This is a genomic window from Rhizobium sp. 62_C5_N11_2 (genome assembly GCF_051811185.1).
In the GTDB taxonomy this organism is placed as follows: domain Bacteria; phylum Pseudomonadota; class Alphaproteobacteria; order Rhizobiales; family Rhizobiaceae; genus Rhizobium; species Rhizobium leguminosarum.
This window is the reverse complement of the sequence record NZ_JBPWPW010000001.1, coordinates 3,232,115-3,249,956: the sequence shown is the minus strand read 5'-3', so window position 1 is coordinate 3,249,956 and position 17,842 is coordinate 3,232,115. Positions and strand designations below refer to the sequence as shown.

At 55.9% G+C, this 17,842-nt stretch carries 16 protein-coding genes; 8 read left to right on the top strand and 8 right to left on the bottom strand.

Annotated elements, in window-relative coordinates; translation table 11 throughout:
* Positions 1–304 precede the first annotated feature (304 nt).
* The 4 genes from AB8B31_RS16255 to AB8B31_RS16240 all read left to right on the top strand — a co-directional run bounded on the left by AB8B31_RS16255 (position 305) and on the right by AB8B31_RS16240 (position 5,282).
* A complete protein-coding gene (locus AB8B31_RS16255; RefSeq protein WP_130653560.1) occupies positions 305–1,516 on the top strand; it encodes a polysaccharide biosynthesis/export family protein in 1,212 nt (403 codons plus the stop codon).
* A gap of 74 nt (positions 1,517–1,590) precedes the next feature.
* On the top strand, positions 1,591–2,247 hold the full coding sequence (locus AB8B31_RS16250; RefSeq protein ID WP_130652905.1) for a sugar transporter: 657 nt from the start codon (positions 1,591–1,593) through the stop codon (positions 2,245–2,247).
* 54 nt (positions 2,248–2,301) lie between these two features.
* Positions 2,302–4,578, top strand: coding sequence for a polysaccharide biosynthesis tyrosine autokinase (locus AB8B31_RS16245; protein WP_047618818.1), 2,277 nt, complete (start codon positions 2,302–2,304; stop codon positions 4,576–4,578).
* On the top strand, positions 4,578–5,282 hold the full coding sequence (locus AB8B31_RS16240; RefSeq protein ID WP_130652904.1) for a hypothetical protein: 705 nt from the start codon (positions 4,578–4,580) through the stop codon (positions 5,280–5,282). The genes AB8B31_RS16245 and AB8B31_RS16240 overlap by 1 nt, the downstream gene beginning before the upstream one ends.
* A gap of 210 nt (positions 5,283–5,492) precedes the next feature.
* Here AB8B31_RS16240 and AB8B31_RS16235 read toward each other — a convergent pair whose 3' ends face one another.
* A complete protein-coding gene (locus tag AB8B31_RS16235) occupies positions 5,493–6,191 on the bottom strand; it encodes an Ig-like domain-containing protein (RefSeq protein ID WP_047618813.1) in 699 nt (232 codons plus the stop codon).
* A 688-nt stretch (positions 6,192–6,879) separates the two neighbouring features.
* Between AB8B31_RS16235 and AB8B31_RS16230 the strand changes: the two genes are divergently transcribed.
* The 4 genes from AB8B31_RS16230 to AB8B31_RS16215 all read left to right on the top strand — a co-directional run bounded on the left by AB8B31_RS16230 (position 6,880) and on the right by AB8B31_RS16215 (position 12,913).
* Positions 6,880–8,496: a right-handed parallel beta-helix repeat-containing protein gene (locus AB8B31_RS16230; RefSeq protein WP_130652903.1), complete on the top strand. Its 1,617-nt coding sequence runs from the start codon at positions 6,880–6,882 to the stop codon at positions 8,494–8,496.
* A gap of 488 nt (positions 8,497–8,984) precedes the next feature.
* On the top strand, positions 8,985–10,751 hold the full coding sequence (locus AB8B31_RS16225) for a type I secretion system permease/ATPase (protein WP_018243214.1): 1,767 nt from the start codon (positions 8,985–8,987) through the stop codon (positions 10,749–10,751).
* A gap of 15 nt (positions 10,752–10,766) precedes the next feature.
* Positions 10,767–12,074, top strand: a complete 1,308-nt coding sequence (locus AB8B31_RS16220) for an HlyD family type I secretion periplasmic adaptor subunit (protein ID WP_130652902.1) — start codon at positions 10,767–10,769, stop codon at positions 12,072–12,074.
* Positions 12,075–12,217: 143 nt separating this feature from the next.
* Positions 12,218–12,913, top strand: a complete 696-nt coding sequence (locus tag AB8B31_RS16215) for an SGNH/GDSL hydrolase family protein (RefSeq protein ID WP_130652901.1) — start codon at positions 12,218–12,220, stop codon at positions 12,911–12,913.
* A gap of 43 nt (positions 12,914–12,956) precedes the next feature.
* Here the strand turns inward: AB8B31_RS16215 and AB8B31_RS16210 are convergent, their stop codons facing one another.
* The 7 genes from AB8B31_RS16210 to AB8B31_RS16180 all read right to left on the bottom strand — a co-directional run bounded on the left by AB8B31_RS16210 (position 12,957) and on the right by AB8B31_RS16180 (position 17,835).
* On the bottom strand, positions 12,957–13,433 hold the full coding sequence (locus tag AB8B31_RS16210; RefSeq protein WP_018243211.1) for a glycosyltransferase: 477 nt from the start codon (positions 13,431–13,433) through the stop codon (positions 12,957–12,959).
* Complete coding sequence (locus AB8B31_RS16205) at positions 13,430–13,888, bottom strand: glucuronosyltransferase (protein ID WP_018446812.1); 459 nt, start codon at positions 13,886–13,888, stop codon at positions 13,430–13,432. Before AB8B31_RS16205 ends, AB8B31_RS16210 begins: the two co-directional genes overlap by 4 nt.
* 13 nt (positions 13,889–13,901) lie before the next feature.
* A complete protein-coding gene (locus AB8B31_RS16200; protein WP_130717552.1) occupies positions 13,902–14,114 on the bottom strand; it encodes a hypothetical protein in 213 nt (70 codons plus the stop codon).
* Positions 14,101–15,081, bottom strand: a complete 981-nt coding sequence (locus tag AB8B31_RS16195; RefSeq protein WP_018243209.1) for a glycosyltransferase family A protein — start codon at positions 15,079–15,081, stop codon at positions 14,101–14,103. The genes AB8B31_RS16200 and AB8B31_RS16195 overlap by 14 nt, the downstream gene beginning before the upstream one ends.
* Positions 15,078–15,962 carry a glycosyltransferase family 2 protein gene (locus AB8B31_RS16190; protein ID WP_131646726.1) on the bottom strand — a complete coding sequence of 295 codons (885 nt, stop codon included), beginning with the start codon at positions 15,960–15,962 and terminating at the stop codon, positions 15,078–15,080. Before AB8B31_RS16190 ends, AB8B31_RS16195 begins: the two co-directional genes overlap by 4 nt.
* 24 nt (positions 15,963–15,986) lie before the next feature.
* Entirely contained in the window at positions 15,987–16,931 is a 945-nt protein-coding gene (locus AB8B31_RS16185) for a glycosyltransferase (RefSeq protein ID WP_018243207.1), read from the bottom strand.
* An 82-nt stretch (positions 16,932–17,013) separates the two neighbouring features.
* The gene (locus tag AB8B31_RS16180) at positions 17,014–17,835 is read right to left on the bottom strand and encodes a hypothetical protein (protein WP_018243206.1); all 822 of its coding nucleotides are present in this window, start codon (positions 17,833–17,835) and stop codon (positions 17,014–17,016) included.
* Between the last annotated feature and the right edge of the window lie 7 nt (positions 17,836–17,842).

The window sequence follows — 17,842 nt, the reverse complement described above, 5'->3', positions numbered from 1 at the left end:
CCGTTAACCACTTAAAGTTTAAATGGATGGATTTTAATAAGATTTTCGGAAAAGATCGATTGTGCAGGTGCGAACAGTTGACTCTGAAACCCAAGAAATTTTATAGCGGGTGCAGCCTTCGGATTGTTGCGACGCCAGAAAAGTCGGACCGAAGTCGTTTTTCGCTTCCTAAAGGGCTCGCCGTTGCCAGCCTGCCACAGTTAGGGGAATGTTAATCGGCTTTCAGTGTTATTGATCGGGGATCGTCTTGTATTTTGTCAGATTGCGGAGCAGTAGCTTCAGAGGCGTCAACACAGGGTATTCTATGGGTTGTTCTCGTATCGGTAGTACACGCGTCGCCATTGTTGTAGCGCTAACGACTATATTGGCAAGCTGCACATCGTTGCCAAGATCTGGTCCTGATCACAAAGATGTTGATCGGGATGCAGCAGTGAAAGTGACAACGAAGGAGCGTCGCGTCGGTATCGATTACGCCCTGATTGATCTCAGCAAGAACGTTCTGCCGTATTTTTCCGCTCCCCAGCCGACCTCCTTCAAGGGGTTTGGCGGTGGTCGAGGCGGGGCGCCTGAAATTCCGCTCGGTTACGGGGATGTCGTTGAGGTCGCCATCTTCGAAGCTCAGTCCGGCGGTCTTTTCATTCCGTCCGATGCCGGTAGCCGACCGGGTAATTACATCTCTTTGCCGAGCCAGACGATCGATAGAAACGGGACGATCACAATTCCCTATGCGGGTCGGGTTCCGGCTGCCGGTCGCCTCAAGGAGACCGTGGAACAGGACGTCGAGGATCGCCTGGCGAGCCGGGCGATCGAGCCGCAGGTGGTTATTACGACGACGACAAGTCGCTCCAGTCAGGTTGCCGTGCTCGGGGATGTCAACAATCCCCAGCGCGTCGAGATCAGCCCGGCCGGTGAGCGTGTTCTCGATGTCATTTCCGCTGCGGGCGGTTTGACGACCAACAATATCGAAACGAATGTGACGCTGCAGCGCCGCGGCAAGACGGCTACCGTCGCCTACAATACGCTCTTAAAGAACCCGGCCGAAAATATCTACGTCGCACCGGATGATACGATCTCGATCGATCATGAGCGCCGTACCTATCTTATGCTCGGCGCCGCAGGCACAAGTGGCCGCTTCGATTTCGAAGAATCCGACCTGACCCTTGGAGAGGCAATCGCCAAGGCGGGCGGCCTGCGCGATGATCGCGCTGATCCGGCTCAGGTCCTGCTCTATCGCCTTGTCCCCAAGAAAACGGTTGCAGCGATGCACGTGGACGCGACGAGATTTACGGGTGAAACGGTTCCGGTGATCATCCGCGCGAATCTTCGCGATCCCGCAACCCTGTTTGCTGTTCAGCAATTCAAGATGGAAGACAAGGATATTATCTATATTTCCAATTCGGACTCTGTTGAATTGGTCAAGTTCCTTGACATCGTAAACTCGGTATCGTCCACTGTTTCCGGTGTGGCCGACGATGCGAATGATACCCGTAACGCGGTAAACGATCTTGGAAATTGATTGAAATAGGCGGGCCGTCATCGATCTCGAATGATCAATGACGGCGGCCTATATAGCGGATTTGATGAAGGACTATGGTTATGGCAAGGTCTGGTGTTTATCGTAAGCTTGCGTATAGCGGAATTGTCGTCGCGATGTTTACCGGCATGAATTCAAGCGCTTTCGCGGCAGCTTGCGTGAGGCTTTCAAATCTGACTTCCATCGATATCAGTGGATTTACGGCCAACCCCGCCGTTCTGCTTGATATGTCCGATCCGCTGGTTTTGTCATCGAGCGTCCGCGCGCTGGTTGGGAGCAGCAATGAGGCGCTGTCGCCGGTGATCGAGCAGGCCAGGAAAGCCGATGCCGCGCAGATGGCTGCTATCGGTTCCGGTCTTGGGCGGGCTGCAAACAGCTGCCAGGTAACGGATCCGCTATTCAAGCTGGCCATTGAAAAAGCCGTCGCCGAGGCGGCGAGCGCGGATCCGAATCTTGCGCCGCTCCTTGCCGCCTTTGCGAAGGTTCTCGCCGAAGGCGGAACGGCGGCGCTCGGCCCGGGTGGAAGTGCTGCAGCCGCCGCATCCGGCATCGGCAATAATGGGTCGATTGGCCGGACGGGGCCGGGAGCGGACGACGGTACGCCTTTTGAGGGCAGCGAGACAACCGCCGGTACGCTGAAGGTTTCGAATGCTGGGGCAGGGCAATCGTCTGACTCGGCGGAATCGACTAGTGTTAGTATCCCGGTCATATAATAGCTGGAATTGCCCTTAGATCTTAGCGCTTGACGCATTTGTTGGAGATCGAAATTGCTATCGCCAGATAAACTTACGCCACGTATCGACCCCTCCCGCGATACGGGAAACGAAGCTGACTTCATCGATTTCGACAAGCTCATCGCAATCGCCCGCCGACAGTGGCGGATGGTTGCGGCGTGCGGTTTCGCCTTCGCCATTCTGGGCATTGTGTATGTCCTGACCTCGGTGCCCGTCTACACCGCCGACACAAGCGTGCTGATCGACCGCAGCGATAGCCAGGTGATCAACCAGCTGGCGGCTTTCGGCCAGATGGACGATGACGAAGGTACTGTCCTCAGTCAGGTCGAGCTTTTGAAGTCCGACACCATCGCCTATGCCGTCGTCGACAAGCTGAAACTCGTCGACAATGCGGAGTTCATGGGACCGAAAAGCTCGCTTTTTTCTGTCTCAACGCTGAAATCCTTCGTGAATTTTCGGTCGTGGTTTGCCGATGACGCAGCCGTCGCACCCGATCCGGAAATGAGGCGGCGGAGTGCTGCGGAGACTGTTGCAGGCAACATCGATGTCGAACGCGTTGGCAAATCCTATGTTCTCGATGTCAGCTTTACCTCGCAGTCACCGGATCTAGCGCGTGATATCGCAGCTGCCATCGCCGACGTCTATCTGGTTGACAAGCTCAATTCGAAATACGAGGCGACACGTCGGGCCGGCGAGTGGCTACAGGAGCGTATCGAAGAGCTCCGGCAGCAGGCGCTGGACACTGACCTCGCCGTGCAAAAATTCCGCAGCGAGCATGGACTTGTCGAGGCTGGATCCGGTACGCTGATTAGCGATCAGCAGCTTTCCGAGATCAATACCCAATTGATCAATGCGCAGGCCGAGACTGCGAAGGCCGAGGCAAAATATGCGCGCGTCAAGTCGATCATCGACGCTAAGCAGACCGATGCGATCGTCACCGATGTGCTCGACAGCTCCATTTCGAACGACCTGCGCAAGAAGTATCTGGAGGCTTCCAAGCTCGAAACTGAAATTGAGGCGCGGCTCGGTCCCGATCACGTCCAGGCGGTTCGGCTTCGTGCGGAAATGGAAGAATATAAGAGGCTCATGTTCGATGAGTTGAACCGTATCGCCGAGAGCTACCAAAGCGAGCTGCAGGTCGCGAAATCGCGGGAAAACTCTTTGCGCGACAGCGTTACACAGGCGACGGGCGTAGCCGCAATGGCTGGCGAAACCCAGGTGCAGCTTCGCGAACTCGAGCGCACGCGCGATACCTATAAGAATCTCTATCAGAGCTTCTTAACGCGTTATCAGGAAGCAATTCAACAGCAGAGCTTTCCGATCACCGCTGCGCGAATCATCACGACGGCGGAGACGCCGACGAAGCCGAGCGCTCCGAAGAGAGCTCTCGTCGTTGCTTTCGCGATGTTCATGGGATGTGCATTTGGAAGTGGTATAGCGGCCTTCCGCGAATTCCGGGATCGGTTCTTCCGCACCGGCGATGATGTCCGGGACGTGCTTGATGTCGAGTCTCTCGGTGTCATGCCGCTGATTGAAAATAACGTCGACGATCCGACGCTCGTTGATCCCAGCAATCCACGAAGCATCGCCAGGGGCGGGAAGACCACGACCTATGTCGAGGAGCATCCGCTCTCGGCATTTGCCGAGACGCTTCGAAGCGCCAAGATTGCCATCGACCTCAGTGCTGCCGATCAGCGCTGCAAGGTCATCGGCGTCGTGTCGAGCTTGCCCGGCGAAGGGAAGTCGACGACCTCCATCAATTTTGCCAAACTCCTGGCAATGCAGGGTGCGCGTTGCCTGCTTATCGACGGCGACATGCGCAATCCTGGTGCCACCCGGGCGATCGGCCGCCATGCCGAGGCCGGGTTGCTCGAGGCGATCGTCGACAGCCGTCCGCTCAAGGATTTGATCCTTCTCGATCCCAAAACAAAACTCGCATTTTTGCCGACGGTGGCACGGTATCGTGTTCCGCATTCGTCGGAGTTGCTTGCGTCACGCGGCATGGATCAGCTTCTTCAAACGGCGCGTCAAAGCTTCGATTATATTATCGTCGACCTGCCGCCCTTGGCGCCGGTTGTGGATGCGCGCGCCATCAATTCGAAGCTCGATGCGGTCGTTTTCGTTATCGAGTGGGGAAAGACATCGCGCAAGGTCGTGCAGTCGACACTGCTGTCCGAACCGGAACTCTATGCGAAATGCGTCGGTACTATATTGACCAAGGTCGACCCGTCGCAGATGAAACTTTACCGGACATTCGGTTCGAGCGAGTATTATTATAAGCGTTATTCGCGATACTATACCGAAAGCTGATGTTCCGAGGTCAGTTCGTTTCGGTTACCAGGATCGCTTTCATTATTGTCACCCTCGTCTTTTTGGTGCTGGCCGGTCGAGAGCTATACGCTTCGATAAGAACGGCCAGCATCTCGATCGTCGCCGAAAGGATCGAGCGTGGAGAGACAGTCGCGGACGATGTCGTGGCCAAATACGCGTCGCGTAGTGTCGACGTTGTTGACGGTCATTATTGCCGATCCGACATTGTGGCTGCTGTCGTAACCCTCGTTCTGGCGCAACTCGATCGGCAGAATGTCAATGTCAACTACGACACCTGGGCCGCTGCGGCGTCGAGTGCGCGCCAGTATCTGCGGTATGCGCTTTCGTGCATGCCGACGAACAGTAATTTTTGGCTTCGCCTTGCGGCCGTGCAGTCGATAATTGCGGAGGAGCCGGCTGCGGTTGCAGGAATGATGAAGCGCTCGGTTGTGCTTGCGCCCTACGACCAGGTGATGATCCTGACGCGGTTTTACTTCTGGAACGATTTTACGGATGCAACACTTGCGGCGGCAAGGAACGCGCTCGACAGCGATCTTACGACGATGCTGAAACTGGGCGATCGTTGCAGGGTGAATGCCACGATAAAAGAGATCAGCCCACAGCTTCGTCCAATCTTCGATCAAGCCTGGACGAGCGTTGGAGATTCCGCGACGGCGCGGTTCCGGCAGCGTTGCAGCAAGTAAATCAACAAAGCAGGCTTTTGGACAGTTCCAAGCCCAACGGCACCGGACTGCATATAATTCGTGCTGTTCCGGGGTGGTCGTTCCGAACATTGCTGAAAGCTCGAAGCGGTGTAAATGGTTGCCGACTGCTCATTCTCGTGACGCGGCTCGACTTGTAAAACGCCCGCCATCTGCTCGGCGGGCGTTGCTTTTTAGTTGGTTATTGAATGATCAGACGTCTGCGTCCGCGCCAGTGATGTTGAGTGTCAGAACGCCGACATCGGTGTGGCCTTCGCCGTCGGAGATCTTGTAGAACTGGATAGTTTCCGTGACGTGATCGCCCGGAGCAACATCTACTGCCAGATCATAGGTGAATGTTCCATCCGCTTTGACATGGAACGTGCCATACGTGCCGGCGACGTCGGTCGTTGCGCTTGGATCGCCGTTTACGGCCGTGTTGGCGAACTGTCGGAGGAAGAGATGACCATTGTCGCCGGCAATGTCGTTGTCCAAGGCGTTGCCGCCGATGGCGTCGCCCTCGGTGAAGCTGTAGTGATCGTCGACCGCGATCGGCTTGACCTGGGTTACGCCCTGGATGTTCAGGGTGAACAGGCCGACATCGGTATGACCGCTGCCGTCGGAGATTTTGTACGAAACCTTCTCCTGGAGCAATTCACCATTGGTGAAGTTGACCTTGGCAGCATCGCTTAGCACATAGGTGTAGCTGCCATCGGGCTTGACGAAGAAGGTGCCGTAGTCGCCCTGGATTTCGGTGATCTGGCTGTTGCCGCTCTTGGCGCCAACGCTCGCGCCGTCGAAGGCGCGCAGGAAAAGGTGTCCGTTATCGGATGAATCGTTGGAAAGCAGATTTCCTGAAATGGCGTCTGTTTCCAGGAATGTTGCACTATCGTCGGTTGCGTGAACAGCCATCAGTTCTCTCCTTGAATAGTTCTTTGATAGGTCAATTCTGACCTTTAGCGAGCTGCCCGATTAAGGATATCTTAATACAGAGAGTCAAGGGCGTAGTTAACAGCAAGTGAACATTTTCTGGTGTATTGTACAATAATGACACACATGCAACTCGCATAAGACAATGAAGTGCCTGGCGTTTGTTGCGTTAATAATAAGTGAAAGTGTCAAATGACAGATACGAATTCAAATTTCTTCAGAGGGAAAGAATGTTTATTCAGCAGCAATTTATAAGAATACGTTGAGGTTCTGATGTGCAGATGAGATGTTGATATAATCACTACGGGCTATGGCGTGATATCGCGGTTTTGTTTCGTTGATCGCTCTATCTCATGCTTTTCGACGAAGTAACTGATGTCGTTCTCTTGTAACATATGTTTATCAAGTAATGTCTCTTTGGAGGCGCATTTTTTACAAATTAAGATGCGTGTTCTAGGAGGTAATCTTATTGCCGATGCCGATATCAGGTAACTTGTTCATAATTGTGCAGTGCAACTTTTTTTGCAATGCGAAATATTTGCGAAATGAAGATATTTTGCAGCGGACGTAAGAATTATCTCGAGATAGAACGCATTTTAGTGTTCCATTTTAGGAGGCAGAGAGAGGTCCGCGGGTAGAAGGTTTTCCAGTATCTTTGGGAGATCATGGTGTGACCGTCTACTATGTAAATTCGGCAACGGGATCCAATCAGAACAGTGGAGTGAGCGAGCAGGCGGCTTTCGCGACGCTTTCCGCTGTCGAGGCGCTCAAGCTCAACCCGGGCGATAGCGTGCTCCTGGCTGCCGGAAGCGTGTTCAACGAACAGTTCGATTTGAAATACTCCGGCAGCGTTGCCGCTCCAATCACGATTGGCAGTTACGGTGTTGGCGATGCGCCGGTCATTCACAGCAGCAATGACGGCATCCACGGTTCCAAGGCTTCGAACATCGTCATTGAGAACATCAAGATCGCCGATACCGGCGCCAACGCGATATATGCAGGGAATGTGTCGAACTGGACGGTTCGCAACGTCGAGGTGACAAATACAGGCCTTGCTGGAAAGCCCGGCTCGATCAGCTTCCAAAGCAGCCAGAACATCACGATTGAGAACAGCAAGCTGACCGGGGTGCATGCCGATGGCATTTGGATGGACAAGGTCAACGGTGTCACCCTCGTCAACAATACCGTCACCAACAGCCAGGGTGCAGCGGCAGACGCTATCCAGCTCAATGATAGCAGCAATATTCTGGTCAAGGACAATCATCTGGAGCAGACGGAGACCAATAGCGCCAAGGGTGTCCTCGTGTTGGTCAGGGCTGTAAACGCCGTGGTCGATGGCAACACGCTCATCGGCGGTGGCTTTGGGTTGAGTGCCCAGGCGGGCACGAATATCGCCATCCACGACAACGACATCTCGGGATACGGCGGCTATAGCTGGTCCTACGGTATTGGCCTTGGCGATCAGGGAGATGCGAAGAACTATGACATCAGCGGAAATTATGTGCATGGTGGCGTTTATGGCGTCCTGGTTAGCGCAGCGGGCTATCCAAACTATGTTCGTGAGAACATCGATATCCATGACAATGTCTTTGACGGCCTGTCCTCGTCAGCGCTGAAGGTAGACAGGTCCGCATCGGGTTCTTTTCATGACAATATCATCGACAGCCTGGTATCGACGCTGACGATGCCGCCCGCAATTGCTGCTCAGAACACGTTCTCCATCGGCGAGAACAAAACGTTCGAACAAGCGCAGGCCGAGCTTGACAGCGCCGCTGGCAGCACGAGCAGCAATACGTCATCGAACAATGAGCAGACGCCTACCGTACCAGTCGTCGAGCAGCATGTGGAAGTACCAGCGCTGCCGCAAACAATTACCCAGGCTCCCGCAACAGAAACGCATACCGCGACGGTAGCCGCAGCCGTCGTTCCCAAGATCGTCGCCGTCCATGACAACCTGAAGATCGCGAGTGACACCGGCAGCGCCTATCACGGCAATATCCTCGAAAACGACAGTGCCTCCAACGGGACTGTGCTGCTCCGCCGCTTCGGTGACAGTGCGGTGGACAAGCATGGGCTGACGCTGACCGGGAAATACGGCGTCATCCATGTCGACAGCGATGGTGACTACGCCTATACGGTCGATGCGGCCAAACTCGCCGGCATTAGCGGTAACGTCAGCGAATCCTTCCAGTACAAGATCTCCGACGGTGCTTCACACATCGATACGGACTCGTTGAGCGTCTCCATCAACGTGGATGCATTTCATGGCTCACATCTGCTGGTCTGAGTCAGACGGGACGGGTCGGCGGGGCCGCCTTGCCAGCCGTTTTATCTCGACATTAAAGCTCGATGATGAGTGCTCGCCGGCAGTCGAGTCGGGGAATGGTCGCTGACCTAATATTTCAGCCGTTCATCTTCAGAGTAAAATATGGACTGAATATATAGTTAATGCCCGAGTAAACATCGTGTTTAAGCACGCGGCACGGCTATCCCTTTGGCCCGTTATTGGGCGGTTTGCGATTTTCACTTGCTTGGGCCGGTATATTTAGCGTAGCGTCAAGTTAGAACCCCTGAAATCGCGCGCGCTATAAATTGGAATTTCTTGGCCATTTTTCGGTGGGATTCATATAATAGGTGTGAGCTTGCAAGCGGAAGATCGGCACCGGTGCCGACAATCCAGATGCGGCTGTGTTATTGATCGGGCTTGATGGACCCGTAGCTGCAGTGCGCTGGCATGTATGCCTGTGGGTTATGCGGTAAGAGAGGGATTACTTCGTGTTTCAGAGTTCAACAGCGGATGCGAGCGAGCCATCCAAAGCCTTGAGGAAATGCAAGGGGGGGCTTGTTTTCATTGGAATAGCAAGTGCGCTTATCAATATCCTCTATCTTACAAGTTCATTTTTTATGCTTGAGGTGTATGACCGGGTCATCCCCAGCAAAAGCATACCCTCGCTGGCTGCCCTGGCAATACTTGCGTTGATGCTTTACGCCTTTCAAGGAGCGTTCGAGGTTCTGCGAAGCAGGATGCTCGTGCGTGTTGCCGGTTCACTTGACGAGATGGTGAACGGACGTGTGTTCCGGGCGCTTATCAAGGCTCCGCTGAAGGTCAAAATCGGCGGCGACGGGCTTCAGCCGTTGCGCGACTTCGACCAGATCAGAACCTTCCTGTCCGGTATGGGCCCGACAGCGATGTTCGATCTGCCGTGGTTGCCGTTCTATATCGTGATCTGTTTCCTCTTTCATCCGGCGATCGGATATATCGCGATCGGTGGATCGCTGGTTCTCGCCATCCTGACGTTCATGACCAATCAGGGAACGCGGACGCTATCAAAAAAGCAGTCTGACTCCGCAAATATGCGGAATGCCTTCGCGCAGACCTCGATCCGCAACTCCGAGGTCATTCACGCCATGGGCATGGCAGGCACGATGGCCGAAATCTGGGACCGCAAGAACAGTGAATACCGGACGATCACTCGGCAGGCATCGGATGTCGGCAACGGATATGCGACCTTGTCGAAGATTTTCCGTATTGCTCTGCAATCGGGGACGCTTGCGACCGGCGCAATCCTGGTCATTCAAGGGCAGGCCTCTTCGGGAATTATCATCGCGGGCTCGATATTGACCTCGCGCGCCCTGGCGCCTGTCGAAGCAGCGATCGGAAATTGGCGTGGCTTCGTTTCTGCTCAGCAGAGCTGGGCGCGGCTTTCGAGCCTGCTGAAAACCATTCCTGAGATTCCAGCCCCGCTTGCGCTCGCGGCTCCTACCAAGCAAGTCACTGTTGAGGGCCTGGCGAGCGGACCACCGGCTGGCCAGCGCCTGGTCATCTCCGATGTCAGCTTCGGCTTAAGGGCAGGGAGCGCGCTTGGGGTCATTGGTTACAGTGCCTCGGGTAAGTCGTCGCTGGCGCGGGCGATGATGGGCATCTGGCCGACCGTCAGAGGATCCATTCGCCTTGATGGTGCGGCACTCGACCAGTGGGACGGTGACGCACTTGGCCGGCATATCGGTTATCTCCCGCAGGATGTGGAGCTTTTTTCGGGGACCGTCGCGCAGAATATCTGCCGTTTCGCGAAGGAGATGTCGCCCGAGGCAGTGGTTGCCGCAGCGAGGGCGGCGCGTGTTCACGATCTTATCCTTCGTCTGCCGAACGGTTACGAAACCGAAATCGGCGAAGGCGGTGCGGCGCTTTCGGCCGGCCAGAGACAGCGGATCGCGCTTGCAAGAGCGCTTTACGGCGAACCATTCCTCGTCGTGCTCGATGAACCGAACTCCAATCTTGATGAAGAAGGCGAGCGGGCGCTGAGTGCTGCGATCATGAGCGTGCGGGCGCGCGGCGGCATTGTCGTTGTCATCGCACATCGGTCCGGCGTTCTGGCGGTCTGTGACTTCGTGCTGATGATGCAAGATGGCCGGATGATCGCGTTCGGTCCGAAAGAGGAAGTTCTGGCAAGGGTCAGCCGGCCGGAAGCGGCGCGCACGCCGATTGCCGAGCGCGTGGCTCAGCTTAAAGTCGTGGTCGACGGCATCAATGCGGCCGAATAGGCCAGAGGGAAGATTGTGAATAAAGTTATCAGTGAATCGAAACGCTCCCTCAATCGGCATGTTGCCGTTGTCGGTGCGTTGTCGATAGCCCTCGTTTGCGGCATCGGCGGTTGGGCGGCGACGACAGAGCTTTCGAGCGCAGTCATCGGCGAGGGCGTGATCGTTGTTGACGGCGATGTCAAGAAGGTCCAGCACCTGACAGGTGGTATCGTGTCGGAACTGCTGGTCGCCGAAAACGACCATGTGACGGCAGGGCAGGTGCTGATACGGCTCGATGGGACGACGACAAGAGCGAACCTCTCGATTGTCGAAAGCACGCTCGCTCAGCTTTATGCGCGCCGCGCCCGTCTGAAGGCGGAACGGATTGGCGCCGATTCGTTCGAGGTCGAGGAAAACATCACTGATCTGACATCCAGCAGCTCCGCGGCGAAGCTTCTCGATGGTGAGCAGAAATTGTTCGACAGTCGCAGGACGGCGCTTATCGGAATGAAGAGCCAGTTGGCATCGCGCAAGGACCAGCTGGCCGAGCAGGTAAAGGGGTTGGTCGTTCAGATCAACGCCACCAGCGATGCCTTGGGCTTGATCGAACAGGAGCTTGAGGGCATTGATACGCTCTACAAGAAGGGTCTCGTCACGCTTCAGCGTTTGAATACGCTCAAGCGCGCACGCGCCGATCTCCAGGGCAACAGCGGCCAGGAAATCGCATCAAAGGCCGAGGCCGAGGGTAAGGCAATCGAGATCGATCGCCAGTCGATCCAGCTGGATGAGGATCGTCGTTCGGAGATCGCAAAGGACCTGACCGACGTCGAGGCACAGATCGCCGAATATGAAGAGCGCCGCGGAACCGCACTCGATCAGCTGCACCGTCTCGACATTACCGCGCCGCTGACTGGGCGAGTTCACGAACTTTCGGTTCACACCGTCAATGGTGTCATCGATCCCGGTCAGACGTTGATGCTCGTCGTTCCCGAAAATAACGAACTTACGGTCGAGGCGAAAGTCGCCACCCGCGATATTGACCAGGTTCACGTCGGTCAGTCCGTCGATGTGCGCTTCAGTGCTTTCGATCAACGCACGACGCCTGATGTGAGCGGTGAGATTACCTCAATCGCCCCTGATATCGTCAAGGATGAGCGCACGGGCATCAGCTACTATCCCCTGCGCGTCAAGCCGAAAGCTGAAAGCATTGCCAGGATGAAGACGATAAAGCTCTATCCCGGCATGCCGGCCGAGGTCTTTATCAAGATCGGCGACCGGACCGTCATATCCTATCTGACGAAGCCGCTGACCGATCAGATGCAGCACGTATTTCGTCAGGAGTGATTGGCGGCTGTTTCGCGTGGTTGAAAGCCCGGACGTCTCAAAGCAGCCATCCGCCAGAGTGAGGTTGGATAGTTTCGCGTTGCTCGAACGGGCATGAGCGGCCATTTCACGAAATTGTCTCAAGTCTGCGGCAAGGTCTCCCGATGATGTGTTTGCTGCTTTGGCGAGCGGCGCCGACTGCGAGGCGACCGGCTTATGGACTGGTTCTGTTTCTGGCGTGTCTGGTGATGTTTTCCGCGGTCAAAAACGGCCATGCCGATAGTCCTCAGCCGCTGAAAATAGTGGCTTTCGGAACATCCTTGACGGCCCGCGGGGGATGGCAGCCCGCTCTCGAGACAGGGCTTTCAGTCTGCCTGCAAAGGCCCGTGAAAGTCGAGAGCGTTGCAAAGAGCGGCGAGACGTCACTATGGGCCCTTACCCAAGTTGATCGCGTCGTTGCCGCGCAGCCGGATATCATCCTGATTGAACTCTATGCTAACGATGCGACATTGCATCGGTTCGTGTCGCTTGCGCAAAGCCGAAAGAATATCGGCGAGATCCTCGACCAGCTGCGGCAGCGCCTGCCGCAAGCGCGGATCATCGTCATGGCCATGAATCCGTTTTCGGGGCTGCGGGGGCTAATCCGCCCCTTTGCCGACAGCTATGTCTCTGCCCATCAGACAGAGGCCGAAATACGTGGTCTGGAGTTTGTCGACCACCGGCCCAACTGGGAGCGTCTTACGCCGGATGATCTGGCCAGGGCAATTCCTGATGGTGTGCATCCTTTGCCCGACGTGGCCTCCAAAATCATCGCGCCCGAACTCGCCAAACGTATCGCCGGCAACAATTGCGGAGAATGAAAATTCTCTCATGCCCGTCACAGTCCCTGACGGCTCTCAGGGTTCAGACTGCTGCAATATAGTTTTTCAGGTAGGTGACCAGTGAAGCCCGACCGGCCTCCGACGAATCTTCGTGAGACGGGCTATCCAGGTCTTCGAGCAGATAGCTCCTGAGATCGTCATCGGTATGTGCAACGTAGATACCCGGTCGGCCCGCGAGCTGGCCTACCGTGGCAAGCTGATGATCGTTTCTATGCTCGCCGAGGGATGCCTGCCGGGGAACGAGAATGATCGGCTTTCCAAAACGTTTCGCCGTAAGCACAGTGCCAATTCCCGCGTGAGAGACGATGACACTTGCATCGAAAAAGACTCTATCGAAGTCCGCGGGCTCGATATTCTTGATCCATTTCATGTTCTGTGGCGTGTAGGTGCCCTTGCCGATCTGCGCCAGAACCGGTTTGGACAGTTCCTTTGCGAAGGTGTCGACAGATTTGACGAGGCGATCAAACGGCAGCTGCGTTCCGACGGTGACAAGGATCAAAGGACAGCTCCTGCGTAGTGGGGGCCATCCGGCCGTGAAAGATGCTGCCACTGCGTGAGCCAGAGCGTCGCAATATGGCCGGCCAATTTACCCGATAGCGACAGCTTCTCGACATTGGCGACGCTATCAATCCAGATCGTCCGCTTGCCCATCAATTTGCCGGCAAGCAGGCAAAAAAGCCCGGGCGCGGCACCGGTCGAGATGACGACATCGGGCCTCTGTTTGATGACGATGGAAAAGGCGCTGAAAAAGCACCGGATCGACATGGGTATCGAGTCGCGGCTGCAATCGGGAAGCACTAGTCCGTCCCGAATGTCGTATTTTGCAAGCAGTCCCGGGATGGTCGTTGCAAAGACGATATCGCAGCCCTCGAATGCGCCGCGCATGGCCATCAGTTGCTCCCAGTGGCCGCCTCCTGACGAGGCAGCGAGAACCTTCAATTTTTTCTCAGTCATAGACAGGCATCTCCTATATTTGACCGATGATAGGGGCGAAAAACCGTTCTGTACGAACAGCGATTGTCTCACGATAGTTCAATAGAAGTGTACCATTTTTGGCCTGGTCGATTGAAGCCTTGAAGTTCATGGACAGCCAATCACTCATGATATTTTCAACTGGAACATAATAAGGGTCAAAACTCTTCCAAGGGCGCTCGCGTAAACAAATATCAGAGCGCGGCATTGGGCTTGTATTCCTGGTATGCATGGCCGAGAATCCCATTAACCATGCCCGCGCCGCGCAGAACATGGGTGAGGGCTCGCATGCCCCAATAGGGTGAAATCAAGATCGCCGGCAGCATGACCAGCCCAAGGATGACTCTCGTGGCACCATAGGCCGCGCGATAGATCCGGCGCTTGAGGTTGCCATGCAGGACCTCGCTGACTGCGAAGGTATTGCCGAGCCGGTATTGTCTTTGCAATACCCATTTCCAGGTCATCCGGCTGGCCGGAACGATATCATGGACGAGCGCCTTGTCAGCCCAGAAGACCTGCATGCCACGGCGGATGGCTTGGTTGAAGAAAAGGTAATCCGTGCCCCCGGTGAAGCGCATCTTCTCTTCAAAACGCAGATTCCATGAGCGGATCAGGGGATAGTCGAACATGACGTTGTTAGAGGCCGCATAAGAAATGCGTTGACCGTCCTTGTTCTTCTTGCGCTCGAACACCCTTGCCTTGATGAAATATTCCGGCGGGTTTTCGGGATAGACCGGTTGGACGGGGCCGTAGACGCAATCGGCGCGGTTTTTCTCCCGTGTCTCCAGCATCGCGTCCAGCCAGCCATCGACCGGCCATTCGTCATCGTCGAGAAAGCAGAAGAGGTCAGTGCCGGGAGGCGCTGAATCCAATGCGCGATTGCGTGCAAAGGGTATGCCCTGATTTTGTTCGATGACGTAGATCAGGTCGTAGGCACCTGTTTGGCCAAAGCTCTCTACCGTGGCCCTTGCGCTGCCGGCCGCATCATTATCGACGATCACCATAGTGAGATGATAGGGGCGAGCCGGCTGCCTGACCTGGCGCGTCATGACGTCAAGAAGCTTGGCGATCCCGTCGAGGCGGCGATAGGTCAGCACGCCGACGGCGATCCTCAGCGGCGCGGCGCCTACTTCTGTGCCGACGGATGAATGCGGAAAAGTCTTTTGCTGATTCATAACTGTCCTCTCCGCAGCATATTTCCCAAACGCTTGCGCGCCGCCATCAAGGCCACTTCGGTCGCGGCAGCATCGCCGAACGGACCGCCGGCCACCGTGTTCCGAGCTTCGCCCCGGAGCTTCAGAAGCGATGTCGTTTCGGCAATTCCGCCGGCCACGAGGCTCTTGCCGAGTGCCTGCAGCCCGTCATAGCGGCGTGCCAGTTCGAGCCCAGTCGCGATCATGATCCGCGGGCGCAGTGTCTTTGCCCTGCTTGTGCCCGTGTAGCGGTTCGACTCATGAATGCGCTGAAACGTCAGCGGTGTTTCGACGATGGCGCCGCGACCCAGATAGGCGGCTGCAAACTTGATGTAATTGTCGCTGAGGACGACGTCTTTCGCGACAGACATTGGCAGGATCTGAGACAGCAGATCGCGGCGGAAGCTCAAGCCGGAGGTCGGCACAGGAAGCGAGGGAAAGCCGCCCTTGCGCAGCGTATCCCGCTTGTCGAACAGTGTCACCTGCAGCTCTGCTGGAGGCTGGTCGCTTTCCTCGGTCGTCACCCGGTCGAAGCACCAGTCGATTTCGCTGCGGTCGTAGATTTCGGCTATACGAGCGAGCTTGCCCGGCAAGAATGCATCATCGGCATCGAGGAGAAAGAGGACATCACCGCTTGCGGCCGCAAAACCCGCGTTGAAGCTCGAGGCCTGGCCACCGTTTTCCTTCAATACCGTCAGGATCTGTTCACCGTAGGAGGCAAGGATCTGGCGGGAATCGTCCGTTGATCCGTCGTCGACTACCACCACTTCGAAGTCGGGGTAGGCCTGCGACAAAACACTGTCGATGCATGGGCGCAAAAAGCGACCATAATTGAAATTGTTGATGAGCACCGAGAGTTTCAATTCACTGCCTCCTGGGCCAATCGATCACCGCGCGAGCGTCTGGGGCGCATATCGGCGAATTCCAGCACGATATCCACGCATGTAGTAATATTTCCAGATAGCCCAGAAACGCTTCTTCGATTGCGGCAAGAGATAAAGCATGGCTGCCCGAAATGCCCATTGCGCGCTTTCGATCCAGATCGGTAGTGGAACTCCGCTGAGTCTCACCCCTCCAGGTACCTCGTCAGGGAAGAGCGCCGGCATGCCATAGCCGAGCCGTTCGCCGCGTTTCTGTACCCAATCCTCAGTGACACTTGATGCCGGTATCCAGTGATGAACCACGGCCTCTGCGCATCGATAGGACTTGGCGCCATTGGCCGCCAGTCGAATGATGATTTCCGCATCTTCACCCATGGCAAATATCTTCCCTGGGAGAGGGCCGATATCTTCCCGGTAGCGCACGCTCGTTCCGAGCAACTCTCGCCGAATGATCGTGTTGGGACCCCAGACTTTCGTCGGGTCACAAGGTCCGCTTTGCGTTTCATCAACGATCGCGAAAGTCGAGCCCATTGGAATCCAATCGATAAAGCGGCCCTTCGGCTCCTTTTCCCAATCGGGGACGATTCTGCCGCCGAACACGCCATAGCCCGGATGGGCGATAGCGCAGTCGACGATCGCTTTCAGCCAGTTCGGTTCGGCGCGTATGTCGTCGTCCGTAAAGACAATGAGATCTCCCTTTATTTGATCCAAAGCCAAATTCAGCGCGCCAGACTTTCCCGGCTTGCGCTGCTGCAGGATGGTGATGGGAAGCTTCTCGCTGTACGATTTCAAAAGCTCAAACGTATCGTCATTGCTATTATTGTCGACAGCAACCAATTCCCATCGATCATGGGGAAGCTCCTGGCGCACCAAGGAATCCAAAGTATGGCGCAGCCGGCGGCTGGCGCCATTGTAAGATGAAAAGAGCACGCTGACGAAGAGATCCGACATCAGTTACCAACCCTCTTGGTGAAGTCGTAAGAGAAGAGCTTCATGTTTTGACTGCCTGTGCGATGTTCGAGCAGTTCGGCGCCTACGCGGGGTTTGACCGTGTCTTGCCGAAAAACTCGCGCCTGTGACCCTCGCCGAGTACCCTCAGCTTGCGAAGATTGCGTAACCACCGCCGCGGTTTGGTGAGCACACCGCGGTTGAGGAAATACTGCCGCAGCAGGCTCGGTGCCTGACTATGCGATCCGCCATGGGCGACCCGATAGACCGCCCCGCGAAACGGCAGTTTCGTTAGCGGCGCGCCTCGCTGGGCAAGGATGCTTGCTATGCGGACATGGCTGCCCAGCATCGACTTGATCCAGTCGAGCGAAGCCTCCTCGAAACGTTCCGGCAGTTCATAGAGATCGGCACGAATGATCAACGAGGTACCGCAGAGATGGCTGAAGTCGTCGTGGCCAAACAGGAAGTTGCCGCCATCGTCCCAGATATAACCATGATCGATCGTCCATCCGTTGGCGTCCCGATTGTCGGATACGTGTTGAACGATCCGAGAGCTGACGAAATCGTCGTCATCGACAATCATGAAGAAGCGACTGTCGGTGGCGTTCAGCATGCCGCTCAGAACGCGACGGCCTTTATCTGCCCGGAAGGCATCAAGGAAGTCTTCCTTGCTGCCCTTTCCGAGCTCATGCAGGTCGTTCGGCGGAAAGGTGACACGCACGGCGGAGAATTTTTCCGGCAGGTCAGGCAGATCCGCACCTTCGTTTGCCACGATGATGCCGCGCCAGTCTCCATTGGTCTGGTTGGAAATGGAGGCCACGGTCTGGGTCAGGTTTGCCTTCAGCCTGCTCCAATCGCGGGCATTGTCCTGATGTCGGACCGGGATAATGAAGGTGACAAGTGTCATCGAATGC

Coding starts and splice junctions, on each gene's coding strand:
- AB8B31_RS16185 (WP_018243207.1), bottom strand. CDS start 16,931: ATGTCGGATCTCTTCGTCAGCGTGCTCTTTTCATCTTACAATGGCGCC.
- AB8B31_RS16255 (WP_130653560.1), top strand. CDS start 305: ATGGGTTGTTCTCGTATCGGTAGTACACGCGTCGCCATTGTTGTAGCG.
- AB8B31_RS16205 (WP_018446812.1), bottom strand. CDS start 13,888: ATGACTGAGAAAAAATTGAAGGTTCTCGCTGCCTCGTCAGGAGGCGGC.
- AB8B31_RS16180 (WP_018243206.1), bottom strand. CDS start 17,835: ATGACACTTGTCACCTTCATTATCCCGGTCCGACATCAGGACAATGCC.
- AB8B31_RS16195 (WP_018243209.1), bottom strand. CDS start 15,081: ATGAATCAGCAAAAGACTTTTCCGCATTCATCCGTCGGCACAGAAGTA.
- AB8B31_RS16240 (WP_130652904.1), top strand. CDS start 4,578: ATGTTCCGAGGTCAGTTCGTTTCGGTTACCAGGATCGCTTTCATTATT.
- AB8B31_RS16250 (WP_130652905.1), top strand. CDS start 1,591: ATGGTTATGGCAAGGTCTGGTGTTTATCGTAAGCTTGCGTATAGCGGA.
- AB8B31_RS16235 (WP_047618813.1), bottom strand. CDS start 6,191: ATGGCTGTTCACGCAACCGACGATAGTGCAACATTCCTGGAAACAGAC.
- AB8B31_RS16200 (WP_130717552.1), bottom strand. CDS start 14,114: ATGCCGCGCTCTGATATTTGTTTACGCGAGCGCCCTTGGAAGAGTTTT.
- AB8B31_RS16215 (WP_130652901.1), top strand. CDS start 12,218: ATGATGTGTTTGCTGCTTTGGCGAGCGGCGCCGACTGCGAGGCGACCG.